Raw genomic sequence first — 22363 nt, 5'->3', positions numbered from 1 at the left:
ATTCCTATGGTTATTAGCAGTTTTAATATAGGTAACGATGAGTAATACTCACAGGTGCAGGTCCGATTAAACACCTGCGCCATCCCTATTTGGAGTGCCCATGTCTGAGAAAAAAACTGTTCGCCTATCCGTGTTGGATTTGGCCCCTATTCCGCAAGGTTCCACCGCACGCGACGCGTTCCATAATTCGCTGGCGCTGGCCCGTCAATCTGAAGCACTAGGTTTCCACCGTTATTGGCTGGCTGAACACCATAATATGACGGGCATTGCCAGTGCCGCGACGTCAGTGCTGATCGGCTATTTGGCGGCGAATACCGAAACGCTGCGCCTCGGCTCAGGCGGCATCATGTTGCCAAACCATGCGCCGCTGGTGATCGCTGAACAGTTTGGTACCCTCGAATCACTCTATCCGGGCCGCATCGACTTGGGATTGGGCCGCGCGCCCGGTTCGGACCAACGCACCATGCTGGCGTTGCGTCGTCATCTTTCCAGCGCCCAGGCGGATAGCTTCCCGGAAGATGTTTCCGAATTGATTCGCTGGTTTGACGCCGAAGAAGGCGAACATCCGCCAGTACAGCCGGTTCCAGGTTTAGGATTAAAGATTCCCGTATGGCTGCTGGGTTCCAGCCTCTATAGCGCGCAATTAGCCGCTCAGCTTGGCTTGCCGTTTGCTTTTGCCTCGCACTTCGCGCCTGACCTACTGTTCCAGGCACTGCATCTCTATCGTGAGAAATTTAAACCTTCTGCGCGTCTGGCGAAGCCCTATGCGATGGTATGTGTCAATGTGGTCGCAGCCGACAGCGAGCGTGATGCACGCGTCCTGTTCACCTCCATGCAGCAGCAGTTTATCAATCTGCGTCGCGGCAAACCGGGTCCGCTACCGGCCCCCGTGGAGAACATGGATAATCTGTGGTCGCCATCTGAGCAATATGGCGTGCAGCAAGCATTGAGCATGTCGATTGTGGGCGATAGCGATAAAGTCCGCAGCGGTCTCGCCGCGCTAATGCGCGAAACCCAGGCGGATGAAATTATGATCAACGGCCAGATCTACGATTCGCAGGCGCGTCTGCGTTCCTTCGCACTGGCGATGGAAGCCGCGCGTACGCTGTAAACATCATTGCGGTGGGTTTAACCACTCAGGTCCCACCGCAATCGTTCGCGCATCACGCGCCGGTGACTGACCGTGAAAACGGCTGTATTCGCGACTAAACTGCGATGCACTCTGATAACCCACCCGATAGCCTGCCGTTCCGGCATCCAACTTCTCAATCAACATCAAACGCCGCGCTTCGTTAAGCCGCAGCTGCTTTTGATACTGCATCGGCGTCATCGCCGTCACCGCTTTAAAGTGATGATGCAGCGACGAAATACTCATTCCCACGCTGCTCGCCAGATGATCCATTTTCAACGGCTGATGAAAGTTTTCACGCAGCCAACGTGCGGCGCGCGCCACTTTGTTGCCTGGCCGTTCCGTCAGCGCCATGTTGAGAATGCGCGGCCCCTCTGGCCCGGTCAGCAGACGATAGAAAATCTCCTGCTCAATTAACGGTGCCAGCGCAGCAATGTCCTGCGGGTGATCCAGCAACTCGACTAAACGCATCACCGCATCAACCAACGGTGGCGCGACTTTATGCACGGCGATGCCGCGCTCGCTGATCGCCGTAGTGGCGACGTGATGGTGCGGAAAGTGTTCCAGATAACGCATTAGACGCGTTTCATTGATGGTGATGCCGACACCAAGATTGGGCTTCTCTGGCGTCGCCATGACCACGCAGGATTGCACCGGCATATCCAGCGTCACCAGCAACAAATCGCCCGGCCCGTAATGCATCACATCGTCGCCCATGCGCAGCGCTTTTTGCCCTTGTGCGACCAGGGCAAAGCTGGCCCAGGTCGCCACGTGCGTCAAACTGGTGGGCTGAGAACTGCGGCCGAAAGAGAGAAAATCGATCGGGCAGTAGTGACGACCATCCTGCGGCGCGTGGCGGGCGATGATTGCCACCAACTGCTGCCATTGTTCCTGATGAATCATGCGATCTGTGCTCCGCGAGATGACATTATTGAGGAGATATTCTCGCGTGTGGTTCGCGTGGTGCCTAGTCCTTGAACAGCAGATTTGCAGGATCGTGCAAAAAGCTTGCAGGATTGCACTACCACCAAATTGGATGGGCAGCGCATGCTTTACCTTCCCCGAAATCTCAGGTGGAGTGACACGATGAAAACACTTGAAGGCAAAATTGCGCTGGTGACGGGCGCTTCGAAAGGCATTGGTGCCGCCATCGCCATGACTTTCGCGGCGGCCGGTGCTCGGGTGGTGGTGAATTATCTTCAGGACGAAGTGGGTGCGGCGGATGTAGTGACCGACATCCAGGCGCTGGGTAGCGACGCCATCGCCGTACAGGCTGATATCTCGCGCGAGAGCGATGTGCAGCGGCTGTTCGCTAGCAGCATTGAGCAGTTTGGCGCGCCCGATATTGTAGTGAATAACGCCGGTATTTTTCACCACGGTGCCTTTACTGACCTCAGCATCAGCGAAATGCAGCAGCAGCTGAATGTGAATCTGTTGGGTACCTTGTTGGTGTGTCAGCAGGCGGCCAAACATTTCCCCGTTCGCGGCGGTTCCATCATCAACCTGAGCGCCCTGAACAGCCAACGAAGCACGCCAGGTTCGGTGCTTTGGGCAGCAACCAAAGGTGCGATTGATACGCTGACGCAGGGCCTTGCTCGGGAGTGGGGACCGCGCAATATTCGCGTTAATGCGTTAGCACCCGGCATTATCTTGACCGAGGGTTTGCTGGCAGCGAAGAAGATGCATCCGGAGTTGAAAGCACAGTTGATTGCGGCAACGCCGCTGGGACGTTTTGGTTTGCCGGAAGATGTAGCACAAGTCGCGCTGTTTCTGGCGTCAGAAGAGTCAGCATACGTGAGCGGTGAACGCGTGCTAATTGCCGGTGGCGTGTAAAATTAACTTTCCACAGGCATAAAAAAAGGGACGCATGAGCGTCCCTTTTTACTTTAAGCGTTTATCGCTTATGCGTCACGACGACGTGGTGCAGCAGCGCCATCTGGACGCGGACCACGACCACTGTCACGGCTGAAGCGTCCGCCTTCACGGCCACCTTCACGACGTTCGGTGAAACGACGTGGAGCGCCTTCGCCACGTGGTGCACCATCACGCGGAGCACCGCTACCACGACGCTCACCGCCGCCAGCAGGACGACGTTCGCTACGCTCGTGTACCGGCGCATCACCCATCAGCTGCATATTCATCGGCTTGTTCAGAATACGCGTACGCGTGAAGTGCTGCAGCACTTCGCCCGGCATGCCTTTCGGCAGCTCGATGGTTGAGTGGGTACCAAACAGCTTGATGTTACCAATGTAACGGCTGCTGATGTCGCCTTCGTTAGCGATCGCGCCAACAATGTGACGAACTTCAACACCATCATCACGGCCCACTTCAATGCGGTACAGCTGCATTTCGCCAACGTCACGACGTTCACGACGTGGACGATCGCCATCGCGGCTCTCACGACTTTCGCGTGGACCGCGAGAATCACGTGAATCGCGGCGCTCACCACGGTCAGGACGATCGCTGAATTCACGACGCGCTGGACGCGGTGCTTCTGGTGGCAGAATCAGTGGACGTTCGCCCTGAGCCATTTTCAGCAGTGCTGCGGCCAGAGTTTCGATATCCAGATCTTCGCCCGGCTGCATTTTGCTCAGCAGTGCGCGATATTGGTCCAGATCGCTGCTTTCCAGCTGCTGCTGTACTTTCGCTGCGAACTTAGCCAGACGACGCTCACCCAGCAGTTCTGCGTTCGGCAGCTCAACTTCTGGAATGGTCAGCTTCATGGTACGTTCGATGTTGCGCAGCAGACGACGCTCGCGGTTCTCAACGAACAGCAACGCACGACCAGCACGACCAGCACGGCCGGTACGACCGATACGGTGAACGTAAGACTCAGCATCCATTGGGATATCAAAGTTTACCACCAGGCTGATACGCTCAACGTCCAGACCACGTGCTGCAACGTCGGTAGCGATCAGGATGTCAAGACGACCATCTTTTAAACGCTCCAGCGTCTGCTCACGCAGTGCCTGGTTCATGTCGCCGTTCAATGCTGCGCTGTTATAACCGCTGCGCTCCAGCGCTTCGGCCACTTCCAGCGTGGCATTTTTGGTGCGCACGAAGATGATGGCTGCATCGAAATCTTCAGCTTCCAGGAAGCGAACCAGCGCGTCAGTTTTACGGCCGTAAGCGGTCCAGTAAGACTGAGAAATGTCTGGGCGCGTAGTCATGCTTGACTGAATGCGCACTTCCTGTGGATCTTTCATGAAACGCTTGGTAATGCGACGAATCGCTTCTGGCATGGTTGCGGAGAACAGCGCGGTCTGATGACCGTCTGGAATCTGCGCCATAATGGTTTCAACGTCTTCGATGAAGCCCATACGCAGCATTTCATCAGCTTCGTCCAGCACCAGACCACGCAGGTTAGACAGATCTAACGTGCCACGCTTCAGGTGATCCAGTAAACGACCTGGCGTACCTACAACAACTTGTGGTCCCTGACGCAGTGCGCGCAGCTGCACGTCATAACGTTGGCCGCCATACAGGGCTACAACGTTAATGCCACGCATGTGTTTAGAGAATTCAGTGACGGCTTCAGCAACCTGTACCGCCAATTCGCGGGTAGGTGCCAGCACCAAAATTTGCGGTGCTTTAACAGTAGGATCAATGTTGTTAAGCAGCGGCAATGAGAATGCCGCGGTTTTACCACTACCGGTCTGCGCCATACCCAACACATCACGGCCAGCCAGCAGGTGAGGAATACACTCAGCCTGGATTGGAGAAGGCTTTACGTAGCCCATACCGTTCAGTGATTCGAGGATGTCGGCGTTCAGGCCAAGGTCAGCAAAAGTGGTTTGAATTTCAGTAGTGGTTTGGATATCAGTCATGTAGTACACGTGCCTCTTAGATTGCGGCGGCCAGTCTACATAACTCGTCGTGAAAACTTTCAGTCATTTTCATCAAAAAGTGTGAACCGGCTCAAATTAGAAGTTTTGACGAACAGAAAAGCCCTCATCTCTGAAGATGATGACTTTACAGATATTCAGGCAATAAAAGTTCGTCAGCTATTGCTGGTCAGATTCTGATAAATCGTCTTGTGTCTGGCCGAGTTGCGCCAGTTCCAACAATGCGTATCGGTGCTCAACAAAGTTATTTACGTTGTTAGCCACCGCCAGTTTGAACAACGCTTTCGCGTCGTCCTTCTCCCCCAGACTTAGGTAGTACTTACCTAAATAGAAGTTGGTTTCACTGAGATGTTCAGCGAGCGAGGTGTTATCCGTTGCGTCCGCCCTGAGACGTTCCATCAATGTTTTTTCACTGATGTCGCCAAGGTAGAACTCGACAATATTCCATCCCCATTGGTCCCGGACCGCTTTGTCATGACGCTGTCTCAGCGTAACTTTTGCCTTGTCGGCATCCATATCGCTTTCAACGAGATAGAGCCAAAGGCTGCGGAAAGGATCGTTAGGATCGTCTTGATAAAACGCCAGCAGATCATCTTGCGCTAACTTGTATCGACCGCCGTAATAGAGGGCGATACCACGGTTTAAATGCGCATAGTTGTAAGTTGGATCAAGCTCAAGTACAGAATCAAACGCTTCATAGGCAGCATCAAAATTGCCTGCCTGCGTTAAGTATATACCAAGATAGTTAAATACCTCTGGCATATCTGGTCTTATAGACAGCGCTTGCGAAAAATCGTTCCGCGCTAATGCCCTCAGACCCAAACTATCATACAACACTCCGCGCTCATATAATAGCTGTGCGCGTTCATCATCGGTCAGGGCACGACTGGCAAGAATTTGTTCCATTCGCGCCAGGATCACCTCTTGCTGCAGTGTGGGCTGCAAAGGTACTGCCAGAACTTCGTTCTTACGCCAATTGGAGTTGCTGCATCCTGCCAGCGTGATAGCTGTCGCAACAAAACACCAGCGCAAAAAAGGCTTCATTTCCCACTCCCGAATACAAACATTGGGACGACCATCCTGTCATCCTCCTGCTGTGCACAAGGATTCCCGCCCTCGCGATGATCTAAACACCACTCCCCGCCAGGCAGGGAGTGGTTAATCGGTAAACGCTTACTCGGCGTCAGATGCATCAGATACAGCGGTAGCAACTTCTTCCGCTGGTTTCTGCTCTGTCGCTTCTTTGATGCTCAGGCGTACACGGCCCTGACGGTCCACTTCCATAACTTTCACTGGAACTTCCTGGCCCATCTGCAGATAGTCGGTCACTTTCTCTACGCGCTTGTCTGCGATCTGAGAGATGTGAACCAAACCTTCTTTACCGCCGCCGATTGCCACGAAGGCACCGAAATCAACGATACGTGTCACTTTACCCGAGTAAACGCGGCCAACTTCGATCTCAGCAGTGATCTCTTCGATACGACGAATGGCTTCTTTAGCTTTCAGGCTATCAGTTGCAGCGATCTTCACGGTGCCGTCATCTTCGATTTCGATGGTGGTGCCGGTTTCTTCAGTCAGTGCACGGATTACCGAGCCGCCTTTACCGATGACATCTTTGATCTTGTCTGAACTGATTTTAATGGTGTAAATACGCGGCGCGAACTCAGAAATTTCCTGACGCGGCGTGCTGATTGCCTGTTCCATCACGCTCAGGATGTGCAGACGCGCACCTTTCGCTTGATTCAGAGCAACCTGCATGATTTCGCGGGTGATGCCTTCGATTTTGATATCCATCTGCAGCGCAGTGATACCGTCGCGGCTACCAGCTACTTTGAAGTCCATGTCGCCGAGGTGATCTTCATCACCGAGGATGTCAGACAGAACCACAAAGTTGTCAGCTTCTTTAACCAGACCCATCGCAATACCGGCAACGGCTGCTTTGATCGGTACGCCAGCGTCCATCAGTGCCAGAGAAGCACCACATACGGAAGCCATTGAAGAAGAACCGTTAGATTCGGTGATTTCTGAAACCACACGAACGGTGTATGGGAAATCAGCTTGCTTAGGCATCACTGCCAGCACGCCACGCTTCGCCAGACGACCATGGCCAATCTCACGACGCTTTGGTGAGCCAACCATACCGGTTTCGCCTACACAGTACGGAGGGAAGTTGTAGTGGAACAGGAAGCTATCAGTACGCTCGCCCATCAACTCATCCAGATTCTGCGCATCACGTGCGGTACCCAGAGTTGCGGTAACCAGCGCCTGCGTCTCACCACGGGTAAACAGTGAAGAACCGTGCGTGCGTGGCAGTACGCCAGTGCGCACGTCCAGGCCACGAATCATATCTTTCTCACGGCCATCGATACGCGGTTCGCCACGGATAATACGGCTACGAACAACGCTCTTCTCAAGGTCATGAACGATGTCAGCGATATCACCAGCATCCAGCGTCTCATCTTCAGCCTGCAGAGCAGCGATGGTCGCGTCTTTTACAGCACCAACCTGAGTGTAACGCTCTTGCTTATCAGTAATGCGATAGGCATCGCTGATGCCCGCTTCTGCCAATGCAGTAACGCGTGCGATCAACGCATCGTTAGTTGGCAGTGGCTGCCAATCCCAACGTGGTTTACCGGCTTCGGCAACCAGCGCATTGATATTTTCGATAACGATCTGCTGCTGGTCGTGGCCATAAACCACGGCGCCCAGCATCTGCTCTTCAGTCAGGATGTCAGCTTCAGATTCCACCATCAGAACCGCGTTCTGGGTACCGGCAACAACCAGGTTCAGACGGGATTCGTTGATTTCATCGGCAGTTGGGTTCAGCACGTACTGATCGTTGATATAACCCACACGCGCAGCGCCGATTGGGCCATTGAACGGCAGACCAGACAGTGCCAGAGCAGCTGAAGCACCAATCATTGCAACGATATCTGGGTTAACCTGTGGGTTAACAGAAACCACGGTCGCAATCACCTGAACTTCGTTAATGAAGCCTTCCGGGAACAGTGGACGAACTGGACGGTCAATCAGACGTGAGATCAGGGTTTCGCCTTCGCTTGGACGGCCTTCACGACGGAAGAAGCTACCCGGGATACGACCAGCAGCGTAAGTACGCTCCTGATAGTTAACCGTCAGCGGGAAGAAATCCTGACCTGGTTTGGTTTTTTTCTGGCCAACAACGGTAACGAATACAGCAGTGTCATCCATGCTTACCATAACTGCAGCAGTAGCCTGGCGCGCCATCATGCCGGTTTCCAGCGTGACGGTATGCTGACCATATTGGAATTTGCGTACGATCGGGTTCAGCAAAATTTAAGTCCTTAAATTCAGGGGCGCAGCCCATTCTGGCGCGCCGGGGATTACCGATCTTTAGTTGCATCCTCGCGACTAATGACAACCTTAACCGCCCATGCGGTAAAGCCTCTCATTAGCCGCGCGAACCTCTGCAAGCAAAGATCACTCTCTGCAACAATACATGAGTTTGGTCCGGATTGCTGCGGATTGCTCGAAAAAAGGGGCCATAAAGGCCCCCTTTTCGCGAAACTCGCACAAATCTGATCGTCAGATGCGTTTTTTTGCATAGTGCATGCGCTACATCCTTGATCAGATTCTTCAGACTTAGCGACGCAGACCCAGGCTTTCGATCAGACCGGTATAGCGAGCAACGTCTTTACGCTTCAGGTAGTCCAGCAGCTTACGACGCTGAGATACCATACGCAGCAGACCGCGACGGCTGTGGTGATCTTTTTTGTGCTCAGAGAAGTGACCCTGCAGGTGGTTAATCTGAGCAGTCAGCAGAGCAACCTGAACTTCAGTTGAACCGCTGTCATTGGTACCACGACCGTATTTAGCAACGATCTCTGCTTTAGCTTCTACGCTTAGAGACATAATAAACTCCAGTAAAAAATGAATGTATGGGTGCCGATCTCTAATTCAGCAGCCCGCTTTAAAGCCGCGCCATTCTACTCTTCGCCTGATAGCAACGCAAATGCGCCGTTAGGTCAAATTCAAGAAGCTTGATTACGCGGGAAATTCTACCACCAGACGACGCGGCGCCACGCGACCATCGTCGGCAATTTCGGCCATACCAATAAATTTGTGCGCATTACCTTCGGTCACGCGCACCAATCCCTGCTCCGGCGCATCCGCAACCTGAACCGGCATCCCCTGTTTGAAATAAGCCGCCACCGCGGGTAGCAAATTCACAATCGGGAACTCTTCTGCCGGGCTATCCATCGGCAACAATAACGCATCGAGCGCACTATAATCCGGTGTTTCCGCCATGTTGACGGTGGCCGCGACTTCCTGCAGCTGCTCCAGCGTCACCATTCTTTCAATTGGATAACGGGCAACCTGCAGACGACGCAGCATAATGACGTGCGCACCACAGCCCAATCGCTCACCGAGATCGTCAATGATAGTTCGGATGTAAGTGCCTTTAGAGACGTGAATCTCCAGCTCCAGCTCATCACCTTCCCAGCGAATAAACTGCAGCTCGAATACTTTAATCGGGCGTGCTTCACGCGGCACGGTAACGCCTTCACGCGCGTACTCATACAGCTTGCGTCCCTGATATTTCAGCGCGGAGAACATGGTCGGCACCTGCAGGGTATCGCCACGAAAATAGTCCAGCGCCGCATCCAGTGCCGCCTGATCGAAAGTAATCGCACGCGTCTCAACAATATTGCCATCGGCATCTGAAGTATCGGTACGTTCGCCTAAGCGAGCAATGACGCGATAACGTTTGTCAGAATCGAGCAGATACTGTGAAAACTTGGTGGCTTCACCGAGGCATACCGGCAGCATGCCGGTCGCCAGAGGATCGAGGGCGCCGGTGTGGCCCGCTTTGTTCGCATTGAACAGACGTTTTACTTTCTGCAGCACATCATTGGAGGATGCGCCTTGATGCTTATCCAGCAGAAACACGCCGTGGACGTCGCGACCGCGACGACGAGGACGACTCATTAGTCCTCCTTGTCATCTTCCGCCGGGCTCTCGCCACGACGCTCAACATCGCTCTTAATGACGTTGCTGACGAGGTTCGACATACGCATACCTTCAATCAGCGAGTTGTCGTAAAAGAAGGTCAGCTCCGGCACGATACGCAAACGCATCGCTTTGCCTACCAGCGTGCGGATATAACCAGACGCTTCTTTCAGTGCCTTCAGGCCGTTTTGCACCGCTTCTTCATCTTTGTCATTCAAAAAGGTCACAAACACCTTGGCATAGGCGAGATCGCGGGACACTTCTACGCCCGAAACTGTCACCATCATACCCAGACGAGGATCTTTGATTTCGCGCTGCAGGATGATCGCAATCTCTTTCTGCAACTCCTGAGAAACGCGCTGTTGGCGGCCAAATTCTTTTGCCATTATTCTTTCTCCCAAATAATTCGGGAGGCCAGAGGCCTCCCAAATTGCAACACATCAAATGATGATCAATCGATGGTGCGTTTAATTTCAATCACTTCGAACACTTCGATCATATCGCCAACGCGAACGTCGTTGTAGTTCTTCACGCCGATACCACATTCCATGCCGTTACGAACTTCGTTGACGTCATCTTTGAAGCGGCGCAGAGATTCCAGCTCGCCTTCATAGATAACCACGTTGTCACGCAGTACACGGATTGGGTTGTGACGCTTGATGATACCTTCGGTGACCATACAACCCGCGATAGCACCAAACTTCGGTGATTTGAACACGTCACGTACCGCAGCAAGACCGATGATCTGCTGCTTGTACTCTGGTGCCAACATGCCGCTCATCGCTGCTTTCACTTCGTCGATCAGATTATAGATGACGGAGTAGTAACGCAGATCAACACTCTCGGCATCAATCACACGGCGAGCAGAAGCATCGGCACGCACGTTGAAGCCTAAGATGATGGCGTTGGATGCTGCAGCCAGCGTTGCGTCGGTTTCGGTGATACCACCTACACCCGAACCGATAATCCGCACCTTCACTTCGTCGGTGGAGAGTTTCAGCAGGGAATCGGAGATCGCTTCCACAGAACCCTGTACGTCAGATTTCAGCACGATATTCAGCTCGGACACTTCGCCTTCAGTCATGTTGGCGAACATATTCTCCAACTTAGACTTCTGCTGACGCGCCAGCTTAACTTCACGGAATTTGCCCTGACGATACAGTGCAACTTCACGCGCTTTCTTCTCGTCACGTACCACAGTCGCTTCATCACCCGCTGCCGGCACACCGGACAAACCGAGGATTTCCACTGGAATGGATGGACCCGCTTCCAGCACTTCACGACCCAGTTCGTCACGCATCGCACGGACACGGCCGTATTCGAAGCCACACAGCACGATATCGCCTTTGTTCAGCGTACCTTCACGAACCAGCACGGTGGCAACCGGACCACGACCTTTGTCGAGGAACGATTCAATCACCACGCCGCTCGCCATACCTTCACGAATAGCGGACAGTTCCAGGACTTCTGCTTGCAGCAGAATCGCATTCAGCAAGTCGTCGATACCCGTACCGGCTTTCGCAGAGACGTTAACGAACATGTTCTCACCGCCCCACTCTTCCGGAAGAATTCCGTATTGGGTCAGTTCGTTCTTAACACGGTCTGGATCAGCATCTGGCTTATCGATTTTGTTGACCGCAACCACCACTGGCACACCTGCTGCTTTCGCATGCTGGATAGCTTCAACGGTCTGAGGCATCACGCCATCATCAGCTGCAACAACAAGGATAACGATATCCGTTGCCTGCGCACCACGTGCACGCATTGCGGTAAACGCGGCGTGGCCCGGGGTATCGAGGAAGGTGATCATACCGTTGTCAGTTTCAACGTGGTAAGCACCGATATGCTGGGTAATACCGCCCGCTTCGCCTGATGCCACTTTCGTTGAACGAATGTAGTCAAGCAGCGAGGTTTTACCGTGGTCAACGTGACCCATGATAGTCACGACTGGCGCACGGCTTTCCTGCGCGGCGTCGGTATCACGATCGTCCATTACCGCTTCTTCCAGCTCATTCTCGCGGCGCAGGATCACTTTATGACCCATTTCTTCCGCGACCATCTGAGCGGTTTCTTGATCGATAACCTGGTTGATGGTCGCCATGGCGCCCATCTTCATCATGGCTTTAACGACCAGAGAACCTTTGATCGCCATTTTGTTGGCCAGTTCAGCAACGGTGATGGTTTCACCGATGACGACATCGCGGTTAACAGCCTGAGCTGGCTTGTTGAAGCCCTGCTGCAGGGTGCTTGGCTTACGATGCTTACCGCCTTTGCCACCACGAACCTGAGCGCGCGCTTCTTCGCGATCGGTTTTGGCTTCAGAATGCTTGTTGCCTTTCTTCACCGGGCGAGCGGCTTTGGTAGTACGAGCACGTGCGCGGCCGGCTTCAACCTGGCGGTCGTTCTCGTCTTCTGCCTGACGGGCGTGAGTTGAGGTGGTGACGTGATAGTCGCCTTTATCCTCTTCTTCAGGTTTTGCCCATTCAGCACCTTTTTCTTCAGCCAGGCGGCGGGCTTCTTCAGCTACGCGGCGCGCATCTTCTTCCAGCTTACGACGTGCTTCTTCTTCTGCTTTACGTTTCAGTTCGGCAGCTTCTGCTTCACGACGGGCTTTATCAGACTGCGCAGCCTTGGCTACTACGTCGGTAGGTTGATTAGTCAATTTCTCTTTTTCCGCTGCTTCACGTTTGGCCTTGTCAGCGGCTTCGCGCTTGGCTTTATCTTCGGCTTCACGTTGCGCTTTCTGTTCAGCTTCGCGACGGGCTTGTTCTTCCGCCTCGCGACGCGCCTGCTCTTCCGCTTCACGCTGCGCCTCGGCTTCCGCTTCTGCCTGAGCTTGCTCAGACTCTGCGTCGCCTTTCACGTATGTGCGCTTTTTGCGGACTTCAATTTGTACCGACTTACTTTTACCCCCGGTGACGGGAATATTCAAGGTGCTGCGCGTCTTGCGCTGCAAAGTCAGCTTGCTTGAACCGGTCTGACCGTGCTCACGATTCAGGTGAGACAGTAAGGTTTCTTTCTCTTGCTGGGACACCGCATCGTTCTCAGACTTACGGATCCCTGCATCAGCAAATTGCTGTACCAGGCGATCGACCGGGGTCTGAATTTCGGCGGCCAGCGATTTTACGGTTACATCTGTCATGCTGTTCCTTCCTGTTATTACGCGTCATCGCCGAACCAGCAGATATTACGTGCAGCCATAATCAGCGCACCGGCTTTCTCGTCATCCAGCCCTTCAATATCTGTCAGGTCGTCAACACCTTGCTCAGCGAGATCTTCCAGCGTGCAAACGCCTTTCGACGCCAGGCGATACGCCAGCGCACGATCCAAGCCCTCAAGATTCAGAAGATCCTCAGCGGGCTCCTGATTACCAAGGCTCTCTTCTTTCGCTAATGCCAGGGTAGTTAACGCATTTTTTGCTCGTTCACGCAGGGCTTCAATGGTCTCTTCATCGAGGCCGTCGATTTCCAGCAGCTCGTTGATTGGCACATAAGCCAATTCTTCCAGCGAAGAGAAGCCCTCTTCCACCAGAATGGTGGCGAACTCTTCGTCGATGTCGAGATGTTTGGTGAACATATCGATTGCTGCATGGGCTTCAGCTTGGTGCTTAGCCTGCAGATCATCGACGGTCATCACGTTCAGTTCCCAACCGCTCAGCTGGGAAGCCAGACGCACGTTTTGGCCGTTACGGCCGATCGCCTGAGCCAGATTACCGGCTTCAACAGCGATATCCATGGTGTGATTGTCTTCATCCACCACAATTGACGCCACATCGGCTGGCGCCATGGCATTGATAACGAACTGCGCCGGGTTGTCGTCCCACAGCACAATATCGATACGCTCGCCACCCAGCTCGCTTGAAACCGCCTGCACGCGCGCACCGCGCATACCGACGCAAGCGCCTACTGGATCAATACGTTTATCGTTGGTTTTCACCGCGATTTTAGCGCGTGAACCTGGATCGCGCGCTGCCGCTTTGATCTCGATAACTTCTTCGCCAATTTCTGGCACCTCAATGCGGAACAACTCAATCAGCATTTCCGGCTTAGAACGGGTGACGAACAGTTGCGCGCCACGCGCTTCAGGGCGAACGGCATACAGCACACCGCGGATACGGTCACCTGGACGGAAGTTTTCACGCGGCAGCATGTCTTCACGCACAATCACCGCTTCAGCATTGCTGCCGAGATCCAGTGAAATATTGTCGCGGTTCACTTTCTTCACCACGCCGGTGATGATTTCGCCTTCATGTTGACGGAACTGATCAACCACCATCGCGCGCTCAGCTTCACGTACTTTTTGTACGATAACCTGCTTAGCAGTTTGGGTGGTGATACGGTCGAAGGTGACAGATTCAATCTGATCTTCGACAAATTCGCCCAGATTGAACGCTTCGTCTTCATAGCGGGCTGCATCCAGCGTGATCTCGCGAGTCGGCTGCGTGACTTCTTCAACAATCTGCCAGCGACGGAAGGTGTCGAAATCGCCGCTGCGACGGTCAATGCTGACACGCACTTCGATCTCTTGCTCATACTTCTTTTTGGTCGCAGTGGCCAAAGCGCTCTCCAGCGCTTCGAAGATTTTCTCACGCGGCAGTGCTTTTTCGTTAGAAACGGCTTCTACTACAGCTAAGATCTCTTTGTTCATCCTGGTTAGCCTCAATCCGGACTTTTAAAAGTGGGGGACCAGGTTCGCTTTCTGAATGTTGCTCAGCGCGAACACTTCGTCGTTACCCTCAACGGTCACCGTGATCATCTCGCCCTCAACAGACTTGATGATACCCTGCCATTTACGGCGGTTTTGTACGGCCATGCGTAATACCAGGCTCACCTCGTCACCGGCAAAACGTGCATAGTGTTCAGCAGTGAAAAGAGGACGTTCGAGACCCGGCGAGGAAACTTCAAGGTTGTAAGCCACGGTAATAGGATCTTCCACATCCATTACTGCGCTGACCTGGTGGCTAACATCGGCGCAATCATCAACATTGATACCCTCTTCACTATCAATATAGATGCGCAGGGTTGATGTGCGACCACGAATAAATTCAATACCGACTAATTCGTAGCCAAGCGCTTCTACTGGAGCAGAGATCAACTCTGTCAATTTTTGCTCTAATGTGGACAAGCCCACCCCCAAGACATAAAAAAAGGGCCTATAGCCCAGTGTTTCGATTTCCTGATAACAAAAAACCCCGAATATTCGGGGCTTTTTGTGACTGGACCCTGTACGCCGCATAGCGGCTTCGGAGCACAATCCAAAAGAATTTTTTTCAAAAACCACTGAGATTGCGTCCGTCGATGCATACAGTATATTTGAAAAAGAACTCTAAGGGAAAGTGGTTGCGGGGGCCGGATTTGAACCGACGACCTTCGGGTTATGAGCCCGACGAGCTACCAGGCTGCTCCACCCCGCGTCCGAAAACGTGGCGAATAATACGCCGACCTTGCAAAAAATGCAAGTTATACTGAGATTTGGTACCGAGGACGGGACTTGAACCCGTAAGCCCTTTCGAGCACTACCACCTCAAGGTAGCGTGTCTACCAATTTCACCACCTCGGTACATCACTAGACTGCGACGCTCATTTGTCGCATTACAGCGTTGACGATCTTACTGCGGGATATCATTGCCCGGCGTTGCCGGTTTAGCTGGCTGAGTCTGCTGTTCAGACTGCGCCGGCGCACTGAGGTTATCCCACTCGCTACCTTTGGCTGTTTTATTACTGTTCAGGTTACCCAGAACCAAGCTGATGATGAAGAACAGCGTAGCCAGTACCGCGGTCATGCGAGTCATGAAGTTACCAGACCCATTTGAACCGAACAACGTACCAGAAGCGCCTGCACCGAATGAGGCTCCCATATCAGCGCCTTTGCCTTGCTGCAGCATGATCAAACCCACGAGGCCAATCGCTACAATAAGGAAAACAACTAACAGAGCTTCGTACATAATCAACCTGTTTCCTTGCGCGTTATCTGCACAGTTAAAGCTTCAACCAATATCGATGGGGAGTCTCGTCATCACCCATCAGAAGCGGGTGTGAATACTAACCAAAGGCACATACCTCTGCAAGTGCAATTTTCACCATCGCTTTCGATTGCGGAAAAAAGCACCACCCCGGTGATTTTACAGGCGGAAAGGGCAAAAACTCGCCGCCTGAAATGAGTTAAACCGCTTTTACTGCATCGGCGATTTTATGCGCCAATGCGCTGACCTGCGCCTCATCGTCACCTTCAACCATCACACGAATAAGTGGTTCAGTGCCAGATTTGCGCAACAACACGCGACCGCGTCCCGCCAGTGTTTTTTCTACTTCCGCGGTCACGGCCTTTACGCTCTCACTTTCCAGCGGATCGTGATCGCCAGTGAAGCGCACATTGACCAAAATCTGCGGTAGCATTTTCATGCCGCTGCACAGGTCGTGCAACGTCATGTGGTTGCGCACAATTGCAGTGAGTACTTGCAAACTTGCTACGATGCCGTCGCCGGTGGTGGTTTTATCCAGCAGAATGACATGCCCGGAGTTTTCTGCCCCTAAACGCCAGCCCTTCTCCTGCATTTTTTCCAATACATAGCGATCGCCCACTTTCGCCCGGGTGAAAGGAATACCCAGCTGTTTCAACGCCAGTTCCAGGCCCATATTGCTCATCAACGTGCCCACCACGCCGCCGCGCAGTTGGCCCTGACGCAGCCCTTCGCGCGCAATGATGTAGAGAATCTGATCGCCATCGACTTTTTGGCCCAAATGGTCAACCATCATGATGCGGTCACCGTCGCCATCGTAAGCCAGTCCAAGATCGGCCTTCTCTTCCAGCACACGATGCTGCAGCAGACGCAGATCGGTCGCGCCGCAATCTTTGTTGATGTTCATGCCATCCGGTTGCGCACCGATCGCAATCACGTTTGCACCAAGCTCGCGCAGTACGTTAGGAGCAATGTGATACGTGGCGCCGTTAGCGCAATCAACCACAATTTTCAGCCCGTTCAGGCTCAGCTCACTTGGGAAGGTGCCTTTACAGAATTCGATGTAACGACCCGCTGCATCCACAATACGACTGGCGCGACCCAGTTCAGCCGACTCAACGCAGGTGATGGGTTTTTCCATCTCCAGCTCAATCGCTTCCTCAACCTCGTCCGGCAGCTTAGTGCCTTCAGCAGAGAAGAATTTGATGCCATTGTCGTCAAACGGATTGTGAGAAGCAGAAATAACAATGCCCGCTTCAGCACGGAAAGTGCGTGTCAGATAGGCGATCGCGGGCGTCGGCATCGGGCCAGTGAAGGCCGCCGACAATCCCGCCGCTGCCAGGCCTGCTTCCAGCGCCGATTCCAGCATATAACCAGAAATCCGCGTATCCTTACCAATCAATACTTTACGTGATCCCTGACGCGCCAGTACTTTACCGGCCGCCCAACCCAACTTAAGGACAAAATCCGGGGTAATCGGCGCTTCACCCACTTTGCCGCGGATACCATCTGTACCGAAATATTTACGATTACTCATGTCTTTTATCCTTTTGCTCTCCGTGTCGCTTCGACGACGCGCATCGCTTCGACTGTCTCTTTCACATCATGTACGCGAATAATTTGTGCCCCTTGCATGGCGGCAATCACCGCGCAGCTGAGGCTTCCAGTCAGGCGCTGGGCCGGACCGACATTTAATAGCTGCCCGACCATCGACTTACGCGACATCCCAACCAAAAGCGGTAATCCGTGATGGTGGAAATGGCTCAAATGTGCCAGCAGTTCATAGTTGTGGCTGAGATTCTTACCGAATCCGAAGCCAGGATCGAGTAGCAGATTCTCTTTTTTAATACCTGCGGCTTCACATCGCGCAATCTGCGCGGCGAAGTAAGCGTCCACTTCGCTGACAATATTGTGATATTCCGGGGCCTGTTGCATGGTGCGCGGTTCGCCTTGCATATGCATCAGACATACCGGCAAACCGGTATCTGCCGCCGCTGCCAACGCGCCTGGTTCGGACAGTGAGCGAATATCATTAATGATGTGAGCACCCACTCGCGCCGCTTCGCGGATCACTTCAGGCTTGGAAGTATCTACTGAAATCCACACTTCAAAACGCTGCGCAATCGCTTCCACCACCGGGATGACACGCGCCAGCTCCTCTTCCACGCTGACTTCTTCGGCTCCGGGACGCGTTGATTCTCCGCCAACATCGATGATGGTCGCCCCAGCGTTCACCATCTCATTGGTATGAGTCAACGCATCGACCAGCGTGTTGTGAGTTCCACCATCAGAAAAAGAGTCCGGCGTGACATTTAAAATACCCATCACATGGGGAAACGAGAGATCGAGATGGGAATCACGAGCGAACAACTTCATGGTGAAAATCTCCTTGAGGAAAAACGGAATCGCGAGATGTAAAAAACCCCGGACTTGCCGGGGTTTACATGGGCACAAGCGCTGTAGACTGCGCATCGAGCGGCGGAAAAACCTGCCGCCCGAGTGCCATCACATGATCTTGTCTGAACCCGGTGTTTTCGGGTCATCAACCGGACGTGGAGCCTGCGTTGAGTCGCCGTTACCAACAGCAACTTTCGCCTCTTCCCAGCCCGCAGGTGGTCGCACTTCACGGCGAGCCATCAGATCGCTGATTTGCGGCGCATCAATGGTCTCATACTTCATCAGCGCATCTTTCATCGCGTGAAGGATGTCCATGTTTTCGTTCAGGATACGGCGCGCACGCTGATAGTTAGTATCGATAAGGTGTTTAACTTCCTGATCGATAATGCGCGCCGTTTCATCTGACATGTGTTTTGCTTTCGCAACTGAACGACCGAGGAACACTTCGCCCTCTTCTTCAGCGTAAAGCAACGGACCTAACTTCTCAGAGAAGCCCCACTGCGTAACCATGTTGCGTGCAACGCTGGTCGCCATTTTGATATCAGATGAAGCACCGGTAGAAACATAGTCCGGACCATAGATGATCTCTTCCGCCAGACGTCCACCGTAAGCGACAGAAATACGGCTTTCCAGCTTCTGACGGTTAGCACTAATCTCATCGCCCACTGGCAAGAAGAACGCCACACCTAAAGCACGACCGCGCGGGATGATGGTGACTTTGTGCACCGGATCGTAACCCGGCACCAATGTACCCACAATGGCATGCCCCGCTTCATGGTAGGCAGTTGATTCTTTCTGCTCTTCGGTCATCACCATGGAGCGACGTTCCGCACCCATCATGATTTTGTCTTTGGCTTTTTCAAACTCAACCATCGAAACAACACGCTTATTGCCACGCGCAGCAAACAGCGCAGCTTCGTTGACTAAGTTAGCCAAATCAGCACCGGAGAAGCCTGGCGTACCACGTGCGATAACCGACGGATCCATATCGGTAGACAGCGGCACACGACGCATATGCACTTTCAGAATCTGTTCACGACCACGAACGTCTGGCAGACCTACCACAACCTGACGGTCAAAGCGGCCTGGACGCAGCAGCGCCGGATCCAGTACGTCTGGACGGTTCGTTGCTGCGATAACGATGATGCCTTCATTGCCTTCAAAGCCATCCATCTCAACCAGCATCTGGTTTAGCGTTTGTTCACGTTCATCGTGACCACCGCCTAAACCGGCGCCACGCTGACGGCCAACCGCATCGATTTCATCGATAAAGATGATGCACGGCGCCGCTTTCTTCGCTTGCTCGAACATGTCACGCACACGTGATGCACCGACACCCACAAACATTTCAACGAAGTCAGAACCAGAAATGGTAAAGAATGGCACTTTCGCTTCGCCAGCAATGGCTTTTGCCAGCAGCGTTTTACCGGTACCCGGAGGGCCGACCATCAGGACGCCTTTCGGAATTTTACCGCCCAGTTTCTGGAAACGGCTCGGTTCACGCAGATACTCGACCAGCTCACCGACTTCTTCTTTGGCCTCATCACAACCGGCCACGTCAGCAAAAGTGGTTTTAATCTGATCTTCGGTCAACATGCGGGCTTTGCTTTTGCCGAAGGACATCGCGCCCTTGCCGCCGCCGCCCTGCATCTGCCGCATAAAGAAAATCCACACGCCAATTAGCAGCAGCATCGGGAACCATGAGATGAAGATTGAAGCCAGCAGGCTTGGTTCTTCAGGCGGTTCGCCAACTACTTTGACGTTTTTGGTCAACAGGTTATCAAGTAACTTAGGATCGTTGACGGGGATGTAGGTGGTGTATTTATTGCTGTCTTTTTTGACAACGTTAATCTCACGCCCGTTAATTCGTGCCTCGCGGACCTGATCTTGGTTCACTTCCGATAGGAAAGTTGAATAATCAACCCTACGGCCATTCGACTCGCTGGGCCCAAAGCTCTGGAATACAGACATCAGCACGACCGCGATGACTAACCAGAGAATCAGGTTTTTCGCCATGTCACTCAAGGGATTAACCTCATATTACAACGATGTTAACAGACAGCGTAGGGTACTATAGATCCTTCATACCTGGAATCGCAGTGCGGATGATTTTGCTTGTTTACCCTAAAACTCAGAATTAGACATCAGAGTAAACGCATTGGTCGTCTTGCTTTGATTCCGATAATTCGGGCTAAAGTTTGCGCCCCGTCGCCACAATGTACACTTCACGCGAACGTAATCGCGAAGCGTCCGGCTTACGAATTTTCACTTTCGTAAACAGGGAGCGAATTTCCCGCAGGTATTCATCGAAGCCATCTCCCTGAAACACTTTCACGACAAAACTGCCGCCTGGGGCCAGGATATCCCGACACATTTCCAGCGCCAATTCTACCAAATACATCGAACGTGGAATATCAACCGCAGGTGTACCGCTCATGTTGGGTGCCATATCGGACATCACCACCTGCACCTTTTGGTCGCCTACGCGCTCCAGCAAGGCGTTAAGTACCGCCTCATCACGAAAATCGCCCTGTAAAAAATCAACGCCGACAATGGGATCCATTGGTAACAGATCACAGGCGATGATACGACCACTTGATCCGATAAGCTGTACCACATATTGCGACCAACCGCCGGGTGCTGCACCCAAATCTACAACCGTCATGCCGGGTTTGAAAATCTTGTCACCCTGCTGAATTTCTTCAAGTTTAAACCAGGCACGCGAACGTAACCCTTTTTTCTGTGCCTGCAGCACATATTTATCGCTAAAGTGTTCCTGTAGCCAGCGACTGGAACTGGCCGAACGCTTTTTACCCGTCATAATATTTCCAATTAAATCGTCATCGTAGCGATAAATCAGCACGCAATGGTCGCGTTGATTTGGCGATATACCCGAGATGGCGGTAGAATGAACCGTTTTCAATCCCTGAGTAAGCAAAAAATACGATGAATCTGAGTACCAAACAAAAACAGCACCTAAAAGGCCTTGCCCATCCGCTTAAGCCGGTTGTCATGCTGGGCGGTAATGGCCTGACTGAAGGCGTGCTCGCCGAAATCGAACTGGCGCTTGAGCATCACGAATTGATCAAGGTAAAAATTGCCTCGGAAGATCGTGAAACTAAGCAGCTGATCGTGGACGCTATCGTGCGTGAAACTAAAGCAGGCAACGTACAGGTCATCGGCAACACGCTGGTGCTGTATCGCCCTGCCAAAGAGCGTAAAATCACTCTTCCGCGTTAATCATGCCTTTAAAGGCGGCGACGGGCAAAGAAAGTGCCACGCTCCTGCATGTGATAAAAGGCCGCAATGCGGCCTTTTTCCTTTCTTTACAAAATGCAGCGACATATTGCAAAGCGTAGCAATATCTTAAAGGTATTCCACCTTCAGCACTTCATATTCAACGTCCCCACCCGGGGTTTTCACAATCGCCACATCATCTGCTGATTTTCCAACCAATCCACGCGCCATCGGCGAATTCACTGAAATCAGATTCTGTTTGAAGTCAGCTTCATCGTCACCCACGATGCGATAGGTGAATTCTTCATCCGTATCCACATTGAGGATGGTCACAGTCGCGCCAAAAATAACGCGACCTGTTTTCGGCATGGCGGTCACATCAATGACCTGCGCATTGGAGAGTTTGGCTTCGATCTCTTGAATACGCCCCTCGCAAAAACCCTGTTCTTCGCGAGCCGCATGATATTCGGCATTCTCTTTCAAATCGCCGTGCTCACGGGCTGTGGCGATGGAGGCGATAATGCGCGGACGCTTCACGGATTTCAGTTCGTTCAGCTCTTCGCGCAGCTTCTCAGCGCCTTTCAACGTCATCGGAATCTGATTCATTTTGGCTCCTCGTCATCTATCCTGGTTAACGGCGTCATCCTGACCGGTGACAGCAGAAAACAGCTTCTGCGGCGCGTTACCTCTTTTCACAAGCAAAAGAAGCCTGACCCAGAAAGCTTTCCGGGTCAGGTTCGGTTTTGCATTTTGATACGTATTTTACCCCAGAGTTCCCTGTGGGTCATCGTTTACTTTGCACCGTCC

20 protein-coding genes and 2 tRNA genes are annotated in these 22363 nt (G+C 52.8%); 3 read left to right on the top strand and 19 right to left on the bottom strand.

Going from position 1 to position 22363, the window contains the following annotated elements:
• Positions 1-100 precede the first annotated feature (100 nt).
• Entirely contained in the window at positions 101-1111 is a 1011-nt protein-coding gene (locus ACRQ84_RS17755) for a luciferase-like monooxygenase (protein WP_483816720.1), read from the top strand.
• 3 nt (positions 1112-1114) lie between these two features.
• Here ACRQ84_RS17755 and ACRQ84_RS17750 read toward each other — a convergent pair whose 3' ends face one another.
• Entirely contained in the window at positions 1115-2032 is a 918-nt protein-coding gene (locus tag ACRQ84_RS17750) for an AraC family transcriptional regulator (protein ID WP_064737718.1), read from the bottom strand.
• 183 nt (positions 2033-2215) lie between these two features.
• Here ACRQ84_RS17750 and ACRQ84_RS17745 point away from each other — a divergent pair, with 183 nt between their 5' ends.
• A complete protein-coding gene (locus tag ACRQ84_RS17745; RefSeq protein WP_064737719.1) occupies positions 2216-2962 on the top strand; it encodes an SDR family NAD(P)-dependent oxidoreductase in 747 nt (248 codons plus the stop codon).
• A 68-nt stretch (positions 2963-3030) separates the two neighbouring features.
• On the opposite strand, the gene ACRQ84_RS17740 is transcribed toward ACRQ84_RS17745, so the two are convergent.
• The 17 genes from ACRQ84_RS17740 to rlmE all read right to left on the bottom strand — a co-directional run bounded on the left by ACRQ84_RS17740 (position 3031) and on the right by rlmE (position 21140).
• On the bottom strand, positions 3031-4956 hold the full coding sequence (locus tag ACRQ84_RS17740; protein ID WP_483816719.1) for a DEAD/DEAH family ATP-dependent RNA helicase: 1926 nt from the start codon (positions 4954-4956) through the stop codon (positions 3031-3033).
• Between the two features lie 16 nt (positions 4957-4972).
• The gene (gene yrbN, locus ACRQ84_RS17735; protein WP_152689941.1) at positions 4973-5023 is read right to left on the bottom strand and encodes a protein YrbN; all 51 of its coding nucleotides are present in this window, start codon (positions 5021-5023) and stop codon (positions 4973-4975) included.
• 110 nt (positions 5024-5133) lie between these two features.
• Positions 5134-6018, bottom strand: a complete 885-nt coding sequence (nlpI, locus tag ACRQ84_RS17730; RefSeq protein ID WP_064737721.1) for a lipoprotein NlpI — start codon at positions 6016-6018, stop codon at positions 5134-5136.
• 129 nt (positions 6019-6147) lie between these two features.
• The gene (gene pnp / locus ACRQ84_RS17725; protein ID WP_483816718.1) at positions 6148-8286 is read right to left on the bottom strand and encodes a polyribonucleotide nucleotidyltransferase; all 2139 of its coding nucleotides are present in this window, start codon (positions 8284-8286) and stop codon (positions 6148-6150) included.
• A gap of 309 nt (positions 8287-8595) precedes the next feature.
• On the bottom strand, positions 8596-8865 hold the full coding sequence (gene rpsO / locus ACRQ84_RS17720; protein WP_036620269.1) for a 30S ribosomal protein S15: 270 nt from the start codon (positions 8863-8865) through the stop codon (positions 8596-8598).
• Positions 8866-8997: 132 nt separating this feature from the next.
• On the bottom strand, positions 8998-9942 hold the full coding sequence (gene truB, locus ACRQ84_RS17715) for a tRNA pseudouridine(55) synthase TruB (RefSeq protein ID WP_483816717.1): 945 nt from the start codon (positions 9940-9942) through the stop codon (positions 8998-9000).
• Complete coding sequence (rbfA, locus tag ACRQ84_RS17710; protein WP_064737724.1) at positions 9942-10349, bottom strand: 30S ribosome-binding factor RbfA; 408 nt, start codon at positions 10347-10349, stop codon at positions 9942-9944. Before rbfA ends, truB begins: the two co-directional genes overlap by 1 nt.
• A 65-nt stretch (positions 10350-10414) precedes the next feature.
• The gene (infB, locus tag ACRQ84_RS17705) at positions 10415-13105 is read right to left on the bottom strand and encodes a translation initiation factor IF-2 (protein ID WP_483816716.1); all 2691 of its coding nucleotides are present in this window, start codon (positions 13103-13105) and stop codon (positions 10415-10417) included.
• A 17-nt stretch (positions 13106-13122) separates the two neighbouring features.
• Positions 13123-14610, bottom strand: coding sequence for a transcription termination factor NusA (gene nusA / locus ACRQ84_RS17700; RefSeq protein ID WP_064737726.1), 1488 nt, complete (start codon positions 14608-14610; stop codon positions 13123-13125).
• Positions 14611-14634: 24 nt separating this feature from the next.
• Positions 14635-15087, bottom strand: a complete 453-nt coding sequence (gene rimP, locus ACRQ84_RS17695) for a ribosome maturation factor RimP (protein WP_036620302.1) — start codon at positions 15085-15087, stop codon at positions 14635-14637.
• Between the two features lie 212 nt (positions 15088-15299).
• Positions 15300-15376, bottom strand: a tRNA-Met gene (locus ACRQ84_RS17690).
• A 59-nt stretch (positions 15377-15435) separates the two neighbouring features.
• Positions 15436-15522 (bottom strand) — tRNA-Leu (locus ACRQ84_RS17685).
• Positions 15523-15571: 49 nt separating this feature from the next.
• A complete protein-coding gene (secG, locus tag ACRQ84_RS17680) occupies positions 15572-15907 on the bottom strand; it encodes a preprotein translocase subunit SecG (RefSeq protein WP_064737727.1) in 336 nt (111 codons plus the stop codon).
• A gap of 217 nt (positions 15908-16124) precedes the next feature.
• Positions 16125-17459: a phosphoglucosamine mutase gene (gene glmM, locus ACRQ84_RS17675; protein WP_064737728.1), complete on the bottom strand. Its 1335-nt coding sequence runs from the start codon at positions 17457-17459 to the stop codon at positions 16125-16127.
• Positions 17460-17464: 5 nt separating this feature from the next.
• Positions 17465-18298 (bottom strand): dihydropteroate synthase, encoded by an 834-nt coding sequence (gene folP, locus ACRQ84_RS17670; protein ID WP_483816715.1) that lies wholly within the window; start codon positions 18296-18298, stop codon positions 17465-17467.
• A 129-nt stretch (positions 18299-18427) separates the two neighbouring features.
• Positions 18428-20335, bottom strand: coding sequence for an ATP-dependent zinc metalloprotease FtsH (ftsH, locus tag ACRQ84_RS17665; protein ID WP_064737730.1), 1908 nt, complete (start codon positions 20333-20335; stop codon positions 18428-18430).
• A 175-nt stretch (positions 20336-20510) separates the two neighbouring features.
• On the bottom strand, positions 20511-21140 hold the full coding sequence (gene rlmE, locus ACRQ84_RS17660) for a 23S rRNA (uridine(2552)-2'-O)-methyltransferase RlmE (protein ID WP_007886684.1): 630 nt from the start codon (positions 21138-21140) through the stop codon (positions 20511-20513).
• Between the two features lie 125 nt (positions 21141-21265).
• On the opposite strand from rlmE, the gene yhbY reads away from it, so the two are divergent.
• The gene (gene yhbY / locus ACRQ84_RS17655) at positions 21266-21559 is read left to right on the top strand and encodes a ribosome assembly RNA-binding protein YhbY (RefSeq protein ID WP_007886683.1); all 294 of its coding nucleotides are present in this window, start codon (positions 21266-21268) and stop codon (positions 21557-21559) included.
• 126 nt (positions 21560-21685) lie between these two features.
• Here the strand turns inward: yhbY and greA are convergent, their stop codons facing one another.
• Positions 21686-22162, bottom strand: a complete 477-nt coding sequence (gene greA / locus ACRQ84_RS17650; RefSeq protein WP_008104312.1) for a transcription elongation factor GreA — start codon at positions 22160-22162, stop codon at positions 21686-21688.
• Between the last annotated feature and the right edge of the window lie 201 nt (positions 22163-22363).

This window comes from Pantoea sp. E2023-21, from assembly GCF_051302795.1.
GTDB classification, from domain to species: Bacteria; Pseudomonadota; Gammaproteobacteria; order Enterobacterales; family Enterobacteriaceae; genus Pantoea; species Pantoea ludwigii_A.
This window is presented reverse-complemented; position numbering and strand designations above follow the sequence as displayed.